Below are 12228 nucleotides of genomic sequence, written 5' to 3' on the forward strand. Positions count from 1 at the left end.
TTACTGGGGCCGATCGGGAACATCCCGCCGGCGGAAGCAGAAGCCGTTTACCATCAACAGCAGCGTGAACTCGCCATGGCGGCGTGACTCACACCAACGAGTCTCCGGGATTCCCGGGGCGGTTCAGGTCGCCTCTGGGCACGGCAACTTGCCTGACTGGACAGGAGGTGCGCCGGAAGTCCTGTGGAAAGCGGCAGAGAAATACGAGCGCAAGAACGGTGCGGTGTACCGCGAAGTGACCATTTCTCTGCCGAACGAATTGACTGATGAGCAGAACAGGGTGTTGGCCGTCGATCTGGTGTCGAAGCTCGCGCTGGGCAAGCCCCATCAGTACGCCATCCACGCTCCCAAGTCATCGATCGCAGGGGAAGCGAACCCCCACCTCCACCTCATGACGTCGGATCGGGTCGATGACGGGGTTGATCGGCCAGCCGACACTTTCTTCAAGCGCCCGAACGCCAAAGAGCCCGGCCTGGGCGGGCGCAGGAAATCCAGCGGTGGACGGAATCGCATGGAGATGCGTGATGCACTTATTGGGATGCGCAAGTTGGCATCTGAAACCATCAACGAACACTTGGCGATGCACGGTCACGACGTAAGAGTTGACCACCGGACGCTAACGGCGCGTGGCGAATCCAGGGAGGCCGAGAAGTACCTAGGGCCAGCACGAATTCGGGAGATGTCGGAAAAAGCGAAGTCCGCCCATGTCGCTGGCCGCCCGGGCAAGACCGCGTGAGCGATCCTAGGGATCACAAGCTTTACCTCGCTGGCTTGCGATCTCTCCACTTTCGAATCTCCCCTCGCTTCCACATCGGGCTGTCTCCGATGTAGACAGGCTCTGGAAAGTCCGGTTGCTTTCGATAGTTGTCCACGGAGTTGACGTGCCGATTTAAGAACTCGGCAACTTCATCTCTCGTCATAAGGGTTTCATCGGCGTACGGATCTGCTTGATCCGGCGACGCTTGGGATTGGTGACCCAACCCATGTTGCCCGCTCGAATCCCTCTTCACTGAATCGATGTCATTCTTGCCAGTAGCTACTTGCTGATGATGTTTGTCGGGAAGGGGCGATTCAGTGGTTGTGGCTTTCTCCTTCTCCCTAGGAGCTGCAGCCACTACTGGGCTAACCAGCGAATCTGCGGGGATGTGGAGGCGGTCTGACGCCTTAAAGGACAAGGTGGGATCTTGGATTCTTGGTGGTGCCTGTTGATCGCCGCTCCTGAATCGCGAGTGCCTCAATAGTTTCTCTGCCAACAGGAACGAAGGAGCCTGCTGCTCGTCGTACGCCTCATGCTCCGGTGGGATCGGAGGGGTGATGAGTCTCACCGCCACCGAAATTGCCTCACTCCGCTTGTCAGCATCCGGAAGCTGATTGCTGACAATTTCGATCTTGGGCGCTATACCTTCCTGCTGCTGATCCGGAACCGAGCTCGTTTGCGTACCCCTTGCCTTGGTCGGGTTAGCCTCACCTGATGCTTCATGGTGTCTTGTGCTGTTTGCTCCGTCGGAGCCCACGTTTGGTGCCACGGCAGCCAGGATGCGTTGCAGGAGCCCTCGATTGAATGGTGGCGATGGTGGGATGCCCTCGGACTCTGGAGACGTAGGGCCTTCGCTGGTGGTTTCGGGGGTATTGGCGGGGCCATGGGTTTGATTCTTGGGCTCTGTCCAGCGAGGACTGAACGGCTCTGACAGGCGTTGTGGTGCCTGCGCTGCCTCGCTAGGCGTGGAGATCGGCGGCCTCGTGAGTGAATCGCTCAGAACCATGCGTTCAAGCAAGACATGGGACGAGAGGTTCGCTTCATTCTCCCACCATGGTATTACCCCTGTCTTGCGCAAATGTGCTTTGAGGGTGTCGTTTGTCATCCAACTCCCGGCGACGGGAATTGACGCAAGCTCCGCGTCAGTCATTTGCAAACTCACGTTGCCGTTCATCACATCGCGTTGCAGATCCTTGTACTGCAGTGCGAAGAGCGCCGCCCGGCGACGCCTATCCACCATCAGGTGGTGCTCATGGAAGAAGTACGGCAATGCATACTCCTTCGCCCGGCTCATGTGATCGAGCAAGGGCTCGTAGACGAACGGCCCTACCGGAAACGTGAGGCGATCGATCTGGTGGGCGTATCGTTCGAGGAGTTCACCCTCTCCATGGAACGATCTCAAGGGCTTAATGCCACCTGCTTCATCACGTCGGAGGTACCCGGCGATGAGGCCTCGTCCCTTCAGGACTGAAACCAAGGGGAGTTTGGCGTAGATCACCAGGTTGATCGCGTCGAAGAAATCGATCTTGGTCGCGGACAGCAATTCTCGCGGGCGCAGGAAATGGCGATCGGTGCTTTCAGCCATGGGCTTCTGCCGAGAGGCAATGAGTCGCCCAAGCATCCATCATGCCCCGGCGCTTCTCAAGGGCGTCGCCTCGGCGGTAGGCAGCTTCCGTTTTGTTCGGCAGGACGTGGGCGAGGGCCATCTCCGCCAGGTCACTCGGGTACTGGGTGTACTCGCCGACCCAATCCCGGAAGGTGGAACGGAATCCGTGAGGCACTGCATCCACGTCCATACGACGCATAACTGCGGTCAGGCTCATGTCCGAAAGCGCGCCACCCTTGATGCTGCTGAAGACCAGGCTCGTCGGGCGTGCTACCAGACGATCACGCGCCTCTCTCAGCACTTGCAGGGCAGGATCACTCAACGGTACGCGGTGCTGGCGCTTTGCCTTCATGCGCGACGCGGGGATTGTCCAGATCGCCTGCTCGAAGTCGATTTCTGTCCATTCGGCCCCACGCACCTCGCCGCTACGAGCGGCGGTCAAGATCAGGAACCGCAGTGCCAAAGCGCCTGTGCCGTCCTGCATCGCAAGGCGAGCCAGGAACTTGGGAGTGTCGGCGACAGACATGGCCTGGAAATGCCGCACCTGATGGACCTGGCTTTGCGCCGGGAAGACCTTGTCCAGGTGTCCCTTCCAGCGCGCCGGATTTTCCCCCTCTCGGTGGCCGCGGACTCGCGCCCAATCCAGGATGCTTTCGATGCGCCCTCGGAGTCGGGATGCGGTCTCGCTCTTGGTCGTCCAGATCTGCTCAAGCACCGCGATGACATGGTGCTCTGTGATCGCATCGACCGAGAGTTGGCCGATGACGGGGAAGGCGTACGTCTCTAGTGTGCTGGTCCATTGCCCGCGATGCTTCGCGTTCTTCCACGCCGGCTCCTGGAACGCGATGTAGGCGGTTGCCACCTCGCTGAAGGTTCGACGCGTGGCCTGCTGGGCACGCAATGCACTGGCGGCCGCCTTGCGCTCGTGGATGGGATCGATCCCGCTGACGACCTGCTCTCTGGCGGCCCGAGCTTTCTCGCGTGCCTGTGCCAGCGTGACGCTAGGGTAGCCACCAAGGCCAAGGTGCTTCCGTTGCCCGGCGATCATCACCCGCAGCACCCAGGAACGCCCTTGGGCTTCGTTGACGTAGAGGTACAGGCCGGAGACTCCGCCCACGGCATGGTTGCCTGGCTTGGTTAGCCGGCTGACTTCGAGCGCGCTAAGCTCTTTGGCCTTCTTGGGCATGGCGGAGACTTTTCGTTCCTACCATCCACTCTACCATTAGAATTTCGGTTATAATGGGCTCGGTTGTGAGGGTTTGGGAACCCAAGAACTCACAACTCGCGACAGATCAATGATTTACGCGATGGATTTGTGAGGGGTTGGGGGCGCTTGGGACCCTAAAACACGGACCCTCTCTCCGCCATTTTCACGCTGCATCGTCGCGAACGTACGTCTCCATGGTGGCCCCGTCGGCCCCTCGCGACGCTAGGTCGAAAACTCCGCCAGGGCCGGAAGGCAGCAACGGTATCGACTGACGCGGGCGCCGAGGTCAGCCGGCGGGGCCATCGCCATTCATGGGCTCCGCCCATGAATCCCAAAGTTTGCGTCGCAAACTTCGGGCCCCGGCTCGTACTTCCGATCCCCCGCTCGCAGCGCGAGCGCCCCCTTGCCAAGGGGGCTATCCATGGGCTCCGCCCATGAATCCCAAGATTTGCTGCGCAAATCATTGGGCCCCGGCTCGTTCTTCCAGAACCCCCGGCGCTGCGCGCCACCCCCTTGACTCAAGGGGGGTGAAGATCAAGAGCTAGCGCATCGCGGCACACGTTTTCTGGGCTCGGATTCATCGAAGCGGAACGTCGCTGCATGCGACAATGCGGGCATGTCCTACCTCGTCCTCGCCCGCAAGTGGCGACCCAAGCGTTTCGCCGAACTGGTCGGGCAGGAACACGTCGTGCGCGCGTTGACCAATGCGCTGCAGACAGGCCGCGTCCACCATGCCTTCCTGTTCACCGGCACGCGCGGCGTCGGCAAGACCACGATCGCGCGGATCTTCGCCAAGTCGCTGAATTGCGAGCAGGGCACCAGCGCGGATCCTTGCGGCGAATGCGAGACCTGCCTGGCGATCGACGCCGGCCGCTACATCGACTTGCTGGAGATCGACGCCGCTTCGAACACCGGCGTGGACAACGTCCGCGAGCTGATCGAGAACGCGCAGTACATGCCGTCGCGCGGCAAGTACAAGGTCTACCTGATCGACGAAGTGCACATGCTGTCGAAGCCCGCGTTCAACGCGCTGCTGAAGACGCTGGAAGAGCCGCCGGGGCACGTCAAGTTCCTGTTCGCCACCACCGATCCGGAGAAGCTGCTGGTCACGGTGTTGAGCCGCTGCCTGCAGTTCAACCTGAAGCGGCTGGACGAAGCGCAGATCCGCGGGCAGGTCGGGAAGATCCTCGGCGCGGAAGGGATCGAGGCCGATGACGCGGCGGTGCGCCAGCTGGCGCATGCCGCCGACGGCAGCCTGCGCGACGCGCTGTCGTTGCTCGACCAGGCGATCGCCTACACCGGCGGCAAGCTGGATGGCGCGGCGGTGGCGACGATGCTCGGCACCGTCGACCGCAACCGCGTGCAGGCGTTGCTGGCCGCGCTGGCCGATGGCGATGGCGCACGCCTGCTCGACGAGGCCGCCCAACTCGCGGAGTTCTCGCCGGATTGGGGCAGCGTGCTGGATGCGGTGTCCGAGGCCTTGCACCGCATCCAGGTGAAGCAGCTGGTGCCCAGCGTCGAAGTCGCCAGCGATGCGATCGATGTCGAAGCATTGGCCACCCGATTGCGTCCCGAACTGGTGCAGCTCTGGTACCAGATGGCCTTGAACGGGCGTCGCGACCTCGGCTATGCGCCGAGTCCACGCAGCGGCTTCGAGATGAGCCTGCTGCGGATGCTCGCGTTCCGGCCGGAGACCGCAGGCGTACAGGCATCGACACCGAAACCGGTCGCCGCATCGTCATCGTCGCCGCAAGAGCGCAGCGCCGCTGCGGAACGTGCGCGCGCGGTGATGGCCGATAGCATGCCTGTCGCCGCCAAGGCGTCGCCTGCACCTGTGTCCTTGCCTGAGCCGATTCGCGAACCCGCGCCGCCCGCGCGCGTGGCGGAACCGCCGCTGCGGGTTGTCGAGCCAGTCGTGGCAGCAGCACCGCTTCCCGCCAATACCTTGCTGGTCACCGACAGCGAGCACTGGCTGGACCTGGTCGCGCGCAGCAGCCTGCGCGGGCCGGCGAAGATGCTGGCCGAACACGCGGCCTTCCTGGCCCATGCCGATGGCGTGCTGCGGCTGTCGCTGGCCACCGAACACGAGCACTTGAAGTCGCCGAGCCTGGTGCTGCAACTGGGCGATGCGGTGTCGCGCCTGCTGGGCGGCAACGTGCAACTGCGCTTCGAATCCGGCCCGGCGCGCGGCGAAACCGCCAGCGTGCGCAACAGCCGTGAACGCGACATGCGCCAGGCGGGCGCGGAGCAGGGCTTCGCCGCCGACCCCGCGATCCAGCGCCTGGTGCAGGTGCATGGCGCGCAGGTGCTGCCGGACTCGATCCGCCCGCTCGGCGACGCCTGATCCATCCCGACCGATACACGAAGACAGGACCGACGACATGCGTGGAGACATCGCCCAGCTGATGCAGCAGGCGCAGAAGATGCAGGAAAACATGCAGCGCGCGCAGGACGAGATCGCCGCGCTCGAGGCCACCGGCAATGCCGGCGGCGGCATGGTCAGCGTGACCCTGGGTGGGCGCATGGACTGCCGCAAGGTGCGCATCGACCCGTCGCTGTTCTCTGATCCGGAGATGGCCGAGGACCTGGTCGCCGCGGCGTTCAACGATGCGGTCAACCGGATCAACCAGGTCTCGCAGGCGAAGATGGCCGAGGCAACCGCCGGCATGCCGATCCCGCCGGGCATGAAACTGCCGTTCTAGTGCGAATGACGGGGCATCCTGCCGCCGCATTCGTTCCGCGGGCGGAAAACGTGGTTTTCGCCCGCTCGCGCGCCGCGCGTGGCGCGCCGCGTGCGCACATCCATGTGCGCAAGAGCTTCGCAGCCGCATGACCACCTCCCTCCTCGAACAACTCATCGATGCGCTGCGCGTGCTGCCCGGCGTCGGCCAGAAGTCGGCGCAGCGCATGGCCTACCATCTGCTCGAGCGCCAGCGCGATGGTGGGCGTCGGCTGGCCGATGCGTTGGCCGAGGCGATGGAGCACATCGGCCATTGCGAGCGCTGCCGCGATTTCAGCGAAACCGCGGTGTGTCCCACCTGCGCCAGCAGTGCGCGTGATGTGCACCTGCTGTGCGTGGTGGAAACCCCGGCGGACCGGCTGGCCATCGAGCAGGCGACCGGCTTCCGCGGGCTGTACTTCGTGCTGCAGGGCCGGTTGAGCCCGCTCGACGGCATCGGCCCGCGCGAACTCGGGCTGGATCGGCTGGCACAGCGGTTGGAAGAAGGCGAGGTGCAGGAACTGATCGTCGCCACCAACCCGACCGTGGAAGGCGAGGCCACCGCGCATTACCTGGCGCAACTCGCGCGCGCGCGTCGCGTGCATCCCAGCCGGCTCGCCCATGGCGTGCCGCTGGGTGGTGAGCTGGAATACGTGGATCGCGGGACGCTGTCGCATGCGTTCGGCAGCCGCAGCGAGATCCTGGACGAACGCGCCCATGGCGAACGCAACTGAGGACGAGTCGATGAGCGAGACCATCTTCCACAAGATCCGCCGCGGCGAGATCCCGGCCGACATCGTCTACGAGGACGAACACCTGTTCGCCTTCCGCGACATCGCCCCGCAAGCGCCGGTGCACGTCCTGTTCGTGCCGAAAAGCGACTTCGCGACCCTCAACGACGTGCCGGACGAACAGGCCATCGTGGTGGGCCGGCTCGCCACCGCGGCAGCGCGCTATGCGCAAGCGCAGGGCTTTGCCGAGCACGGTTACCGGATCGTCATGAACTGCAATGGCGACGGCGGGCAGACCGTGTTCCAGATCCATTTGCACCTGCTGGCCGGTGCGCCGCTGGGACGCTTCGGCACGCCCGCCTGAGGGCGATCAGCCCGCTGCGTCTTCCTGCAGCGCCTGCAACACCGCCATCGCATCCGCCGCTCGTTCGGCGGGGACGAAAAGATGATCGTGCACGGTGCCGGCCACCACGTTGCAGCCGATCCCCGCCTGCGCCAATGCCTGCGAAAACGCGGCGGTGAGTCCGACGGCTGCAAGGTCGGAATGCACCTCCAGGGTAATCCATGCGGCGAGGAAGGCGATCGGCAGGTCCAGGGCGAGCGCATCGGCTTCGGTCAATACGACGGACAGGCCTTCCGTCTCGCGGATCGAGGCGACCACCTGCGCGGGATCGATGGTTCTGCCCGGCGGCAACGTGGTGAACGCATAGCGACCCGCGTGCAGCAACGGGCGCATCTCCGCCAACAGCCGGTCAAGGTCGTGGATTCCGCCGGTGTCGACCTCGCTCACCAGCCCCAAGCCCACGGCCAGGGAGACGGGCGGGTGACCACGTCCACGCGTTCGCGCTTCGGCCAGAGGTAGATCACATCCGCGGCGACGCGGGGGAAGTCGTAGGCATAGCCCTCGACCTTGCGTTTTTCGTAGCCTTCGATGCGCCCGGTGAAGGTGACTTCGCGGTTGGGTTCGAACAGGGCGGGATCGTAGAAACCGGTGCGGCAGGCGATGAAGCGGCCCCAGGTGTCGTCGCTGGCCCAGACCGGGCGGCCATCGGTATTGAGCTTGGTCGAAATCACTTCGAAGCAGGTGCGGTCCGGGCGCGGTTCGGTGCGGATGATCCGCCCGCCCCAGCGCACGCTGGCACCGGTGTGGTCGCCGACCACGGCTTGGTGCGGCGTGAGCGCATCGAACTGGCCCTGCAACGGTTTGGGTTGGGTGGCGCAGGCGGCCAGCAGGACGGTGGCGATGCCGGTGGCGATCAGGCGGCGGGTCATGGTGGCTCCGGAAGGTGCGGATATGCGGAACGACAGCGTGCGGCCGGAAAGGTAGCAGGCGACGATCAAGGTCGCGTCACGGGCGATGGCGGTCGAGGTCCCGGATGAGTCGTTCGCGTGCCTCCGCGCTGGCCGCATAGCGCGCATCGGAGAATCTGCGGCCCAGGACAGCGAGATGCTCGCCGGCGCGGGGCTGGTCGGCGGCGACGCGCTCGGCCCAGGCTTGCGCAGGCTCGTGTTGCGCGCGACCGCGACCGAGCCGGCGATAGCGCGCGTCGAGTCGGTGCCAGGCACGCAGCAGCGGGTCGCGCTCGCGCTCTCCGCGGGCGATCAGCCACGCCATCCAGGCCAGCGCCAGTCCGGCCAGCAGAGAGAACAAGAGGATCAGATGCCGACCCTCCAGCTTGCCCAGCCCGAACGGCTTGAGCAGGTCCTGCTGGCGCTGCGCGTTGAAGCCCAGCACGAAGTCGTTCCAGCCACGGCGCAGCCAGTCGCCGGCATTGAACATCGGCACCAACCCGTCGAACGCGCCGATCCGCCCTGGCTGGCGGTCGGCCAGGGTGTCGTAGACGCGCTCCGGCGCGACCGCCGCGGTCGGATCCACCCGCACCCAGCCGCGGCGCGGCAGCCAGACCTCGGCCCAGGCATGCGCGTCGGAGTTCAGCACCAGCCAGTAGCCACCGATCGGGTTGCGATAGCCGCCGGCGTAGCCGGTGACCACGCGTGCGGGGACGCCTGCGGCGCGCATCAGCACCACGAACGCCGAACTGAAGTGCTCGCAATAGCCCTGCTTGCGCTCGAACAGGAAATCGTCGACCTCGTTGCCGCCGGCCAGCGGTACGTCGAGGGTGTAGGCGAACTCGCGGGCGATCCACGCCAGCGCGCGGTCGGCGATGCGGGCATCGGCGACGCCGGTGGCATCGCGCCCGGCCTCGCGCCGCCATTGCCGGCCCAGCGCCAGGGTGCGCGGGTTGAAGTCGCGCGGCAGGCGCAGGGCGCGGTCGCGCAGCATCGGGTGCAGGTCGGGTTCTGCAGCGGCCGGAGGCGCCGAGCGCATCCGCCAGCGCGAGACGTTGTTGAGCGGCGTGTCGCTCCAGGTGCTGAAGTCGATGCTGACATGCGCGTTCTCCGGCACCACCGTCGGCAGGTCGAGCACGATCATCTGCCGGGATTCGGTCGGTTCCAGGTCGAGCTGGTAGTCCCAGCCGGGCCCGGACGGGCGCATCGCTGCGGCCGGTGCGGGTTGTAGCCAGTGCGCCTGGGTCCAGGTCTGGCCGTCGAACTCCCACAGCACCGGCCCTCGCCAGTACATGTCCTGCTGCCGCGGTTCGGCGCCGAAGAACTGCACCCGCGCCGCCGGGCTATCGTCGTTCATCAGCTCCAGGAACCCGCCCGGCGTCATGGTGTCGGACAGGCCGGGTTTGGCCAGGGCACGCTCCGGCAGGCCCCACAGCGGCGAGGGCAGGCGCGGGAACAGCCAGAACGCGGCTAGTGCCAGCGGCAGACCCAGCGCGAGCAGGCGCAGCACGCCGGTCGATGCCGACCACCAGCGCCGGCCATCCGCCTTGCGCACCCCCGCTTCATCGCGGGCCAGGCCTTGCAAAGCGAGCAGCGCCAGCAGCACGGCGGCCAGCGCCAGCACCAGGCTGAGTGGGCCCTGGTCGAGCAGGAACGTGGCGAACGGCGCGAACAGGGCGAAGCCGACCAGGCTGCGGCCGTCGCGCAGGGATATGGTTTCGGACGGCTTCAGCGCCAGCATGCCCGCCAGCAGGGCGCAAGCAGTGTCGCGGCCGATCCCCGGCGAGACCGCGACCACAGCAAGCAACACGCCAATGCCCAGCAGGATGCGGAAGACCGCGTGGAGCGGCCGCCGCCACGAGGCCGCCGCCACCAGCACGGCGGCGATACCGAAACCAAGGCCGAGTTCCGGCGGCAGTTGCAGCAGCAGCGGCAACAGGCAGGTCGCGGTGGCCAGCAGCACGTGGCGGCGAGCCGCGGGTTGCATGGGTGGCGAAGGCGTACGCTCAGCCATGCGCAGCCTCGCCCGGCAGCAGCGCGAGCGCGCGCAGGCAGCGATGCCGTTGCAGCGCGCCCAGGCCCATCGCGATCACTGGCTGGCCCGGCAGGTGCAGGCCGTAGCGGCGCCCCTCGCGCTCGGCATCGTCCACCCAGCGGGCGAGCCGCCTGATCCGTTGCTCGTGCGGCAGGCCGTGGGTGGCCTGCCAGTCCAGCACCAGTTCGCCGTTGAGTTGCTGCTCGTATTCGCGGACCAGCAACACGTCGCGGCGTGCCGAGGCCTTCCACGCCACCGAACGCGGCGTATCACCTGCGCGATAGTTGCGCAGGTGGTGGACGTCGTCGCCGGCGCGCGCCGGGCGCGGGCGTCCCTTGCCGCCGGCTGGCGTGGGCAGCGGCGGGGCTTGCGCCTCGGGCGCCGGGTACACCAGCACCGACTGGTTCGGCCAGACGTAGGACCACGCGCGGGCAAGCCCCAGCGGTTGCACGGTGGCCAGTTCCAGCCGCGGCAACACCAGCCAGCCGCGGCGCTGGGTTGGCAGGCGCAGCTCGACCGTGGTGCCGTGGTTGTCGAGGGTGGCGTGGACAGCATCGTCCGCCGCTGCCACGCGCAGGCCGCGACGGACGCGCGCATCGACGGTGTCCAGGGCGATCTTGAGGTGCAACTCTTCGCCCGCGGCGACCGGATCCGCCGACACCGCCAGCAGGCGCACACCCGACAGTTGCATGTGCGCGGCGATCAGGCTGGCCTGCGCGGCGCCGGCCAGCAGCAGGGCCAATAGCAGCGCCGGGTTGTTGTTGAAGTTCAGCGCCCCCAGGCCCATCGTGCCCAGCAACACGCCGAAGAACAGGCCGGTGGCGGTCGGCAGCACGTAGATGCGATTGCGCCGCAGCAGCACCGGCAGCGGCTCCGGCTGGCGGGGCCGCATCCACGACTGCAGGCGGCGGCGCAACGCGTCGCGCATCTCAGTCGATGGCGACCGCGTGCAGGATCTCGCGCGCCAGCGTGGTGGTCGACGCATCGGCCTCGCCGACCAGGCGATGTTCGGCGACCGCGGCGAACAGCGCCTGCACGTCTTCCGGGACCGCATGCCCGCGGCCGAGCAACAACGCATGCGCGCGTGCGGCGCGCAGCAGGGCTAACCCTGCGCGCGGCGACAGGCCCACGCGCACGCCAGGATGCCGGCGGCTGCGGCCGACCAGCGCCTGCACGTAGGTCACCAGCGGATCGCTGGCATGCACGGCCTGCACTGCGCGGCGCAATTCCAGGATGCGCTCGGCATCCAGCAATGGCGCCGCCTGCGCAATCAATTCGCGGCGGTCGCTGCCGGCCAGCAGGGCGCGTTCGGTCGCTTCATCCGGATAACCCAGCGCAAGCCGCAGCAGGAAGCGATCCAGTTGCGAATCCGGCAGCGGATAAGTGCCGGCCAGGTCCACCGGGTTCTGGGTGGCGATCACCAGGAACGGATCGGGCAGGGCATGCGTGCGCCCGTCGATGCTGACCTGATGCTCGGCCATCGCCTCCAGCAGCGCACTCTGCGTGCGCGGTGGTGCACGGTTGATCTCGTCGGCCAGCAGCATGTGGTTGAACACCGGCCCGGGATGGAATTCGAAACGGCGCGCCTGCGCCTCGTACACCGACACGCCGAGGATGTCGGCCGGGAGCAGGTCGGAGGTGAACTGCACGCGGGCGAAACCGAGTCCAAGCGTCGCCGCCATCGCATGCGCCAGGGTGGTCTTGCCCAGCCCGGGCAGGTCCTCGATCAACAAGTGGCCGTCTGCCAGCAGGGCGACGAAGGCGTGCCGCACCTGCTGCGGCTTGCCGAGGACCAGTGTGTTCACCTGAGCCTGGGCATCGCGCAGGGCCGCGCGCAGGGCTTCGGGTAGGATCGCGTCGGGCGCCGGGGATGCGGACATTGG

General features: G+C 66.5%; 12 protein-coding genes and 1 other RNA gene. 6 read left to right on the top strand and 7 right to left on the bottom strand.

Features of this window, described 5'->3' with window-relative positions:
* Window positions 1-64: 64 nt before the first annotated feature.
* Window positions 65-736 (top strand): MobA/MobL family protein, encoded by a 672-nt coding sequence (locus tag ACE3T8_RS09345; RefSeq protein WP_374608952.1) that lies wholly within the window; start codon window positions 65-67, stop codon window positions 734-736.
* Window positions 737-758: 22 nt separating this feature from the next.
* Here the strand turns inward: ACE3T8_RS09345 and ACE3T8_RS09350 are convergent, their stop codons facing one another.
* Complete coding sequence (locus ACE3T8_RS09350) at window positions 759-2342, bottom strand: helix-turn-helix transcriptional regulator (protein WP_374608759.1); 1584 nt, start codon at window positions 2340-2342, stop codon at window positions 759-761.
* Window positions 2335-3549, bottom strand: coding sequence for a tyrosine-type recombinase/integrase (locus ACE3T8_RS09355; protein WP_374608761.1), 1215 nt, complete (start codon window positions 3547-3549; stop codon window positions 2335-2337). Before ACE3T8_RS09355 ends, ACE3T8_RS09350 begins: the two co-directional genes overlap by 8 nt.
* Window positions 3550-3773: 224 nt before the next feature.
* Here ACE3T8_RS09355 and ffs point away from each other — a divergent pair.
* The 5 genes from ffs to ACE3T8_RS09380 all read left to right on the top strand — a co-directional run bounded on the left by ffs (window position 3774) and on the right by ACE3T8_RS09380 (window position 7384).
* Window positions 3774-3870, top strand: an RNA gene (ffs, locus tag ACE3T8_RS09360) — signal recognition particle sRNA small type.
* A 316-nt stretch (window positions 3871-4186) separates the two neighbouring features.
* Window positions 4187-5914: a DNA polymerase III subunit gamma/tau gene (dnaX, locus tag ACE3T8_RS09365; protein WP_374608762.1), complete on the top strand. Its 1728-nt coding sequence runs from the start codon at window positions 4187-4189 to the stop codon at window positions 5912-5914.
* Window positions 5915-5951: 37 nt separating this feature from the next.
* The gene (locus tag ACE3T8_RS09370; RefSeq protein ID WP_374608764.1) at window positions 5952-6272 is read left to right on the top strand and encodes a YbaB/EbfC family nucleoid-associated protein; all 321 of its coding nucleotides are present in this window, start codon (window positions 5952-5954) and stop codon (window positions 6270-6272) included.
* Window positions 6273-6399: 127 nt separating this feature from the next.
* Window positions 6400-7023, top strand: a complete 624-nt coding sequence (gene recR, locus ACE3T8_RS09375) for a recombination mediator RecR (protein ID WP_374608766.1) — start codon at window positions 6400-6402, stop codon at window positions 7021-7023.
* 10 nt (window positions 7024-7033) lie between these two features.
* The gene (locus ACE3T8_RS09380) at window positions 7034-7384 is read left to right on the top strand and encodes a histidine triad nucleotide-binding protein (RefSeq protein ID WP_374608768.1); all 351 of its coding nucleotides are present in this window, start codon (window positions 7034-7036) and stop codon (window positions 7382-7384) included.
* Window positions 7385-7390: 6 nt separating this feature from the next.
* Here ACE3T8_RS09380 and ACE3T8_RS09385 read toward each other — a convergent pair whose 3' ends face one another.
* The 5 genes from ACE3T8_RS09385 to ACE3T8_RS09405 all read right to left on the bottom strand — a co-directional run bounded on the left by ACE3T8_RS09385 (window position 7391) and on the right by ACE3T8_RS09405 (window position 12225).
* A complete protein-coding gene (locus ACE3T8_RS09385; RefSeq protein WP_374608770.1) occupies window positions 7391-7810 on the bottom strand; it encodes an ACT domain-containing protein in 420 nt (139 codons plus the stop codon).
* Window positions 7807-8292 carry a Slp family lipoprotein gene (locus ACE3T8_RS09390; RefSeq protein ID WP_374608772.1) on the bottom strand — a complete coding sequence of 162 codons (486 nt, stop codon included), beginning with the start codon at window positions 8290-8292 and terminating at the stop codon, window positions 7807-7809. Before ACE3T8_RS09390 ends, ACE3T8_RS09385 begins: the two co-directional genes overlap by 4 nt.
* A gap of 76 nt (window positions 8293-8368) precedes the next feature.
* A complete protein-coding gene (locus ACE3T8_RS09395; RefSeq protein ID WP_374608773.1) occupies window positions 8369-10324 on the bottom strand; it encodes a DUF3488 and DUF4129 domain-containing transglutaminase family protein in 1956 nt (651 codons plus the stop codon).
* Window positions 10317-11273 carry a DUF58 domain-containing protein gene (locus tag ACE3T8_RS09400; protein WP_374608775.1) on the bottom strand — a complete coding sequence of 319 codons (957 nt, stop codon included), beginning with the start codon at window positions 11271-11273 and terminating at the stop codon, window positions 10317-10319. Before ACE3T8_RS09400 ends, ACE3T8_RS09395 begins: the two co-directional genes overlap by 8 nt.
* Before the next feature lies 1 nt (window position 11274).
* Complete coding sequence (locus ACE3T8_RS09405; protein ID WP_374608777.1) at window positions 11275-12225, bottom strand: AAA family ATPase; 951 nt, start codon at window positions 12223-12225, stop codon at window positions 11275-11277.
* Window positions 12226-12228: the final 3 nt, after the last annotated feature.

Source organism: Thermomonas sp. (genome assembly GCF_041919455.1).
GTDB lineage: Bacteria > Pseudomonadota > Gammaproteobacteria > Xanthomonadales > Xanthomonadaceae > Thermomonas.

Coding starts and splice junctions, on each gene's coding strand:
- ACE3T8_RS09350 (WP_374608759.1), bottom strand. CDS start 2,342: ATGGCTGAAAGCACCGATCGCCATTTCCTGCGCCCGCGAGAATTGCTG.
- ACE3T8_RS09355 (WP_374608761.1), bottom strand. CDS start 3,549: ATGCCCAAGAAGGCCAAAGAGCTTAGCGCGCTCGAAGTCAGCCGGCTA.
- dnaX (WP_374608762.1), top strand. CDS start 4,187: ATGTCCTACCTCGTCCTCGCCCGCAAGTGGCGACCCAAGCGTTTCGCC.
- ACE3T8_RS09370 (WP_374608764.1), top strand. CDS start 5,952: ATGCGTGGAGACATCGCCCAGCTGATGCAGCAGGCGCAGAAGATGCAG.
- recR (WP_374608766.1), top strand. CDS start 6,400: ATGACCACCTCCCTCCTCGAACAACTCATCGATGCGCTGCGCGTGCTG.
- ACE3T8_RS09380 (WP_374608768.1), top strand. CDS start 7,034: ATGAGCGAGACCATCTTCCACAAGATCCGCCGCGGCGAGATCCCGGCC.
- ACE3T8_RS09390 (WP_374608772.1), bottom strand. CDS start 8,292: ATGACCCGCCGCCTGATCGCCACCGGCATCGCCACCGTCCTGCTGGCC.
- ACE3T8_RS09395 (WP_374608773.1), bottom strand. CDS start 10,324: ATGGCTGAGCGTACGCCTTCGCCACCCATGCAACCCGCGGCTCGCCGC.
- ACE3T8_RS09400 (WP_374608775.1), bottom strand. CDS start 11,273: ATGCGCGACGCGTTGCGCCGCCGCCTGCAGTCGTGGATGCGGCCCCGC.
- ACE3T8_RS09405 (WP_374608777.1), bottom strand. CDS start 12,225: ATGTCCGCATCCCCGGCGCCCGACGCGATCCTACCCGAAGCCCTGCGC.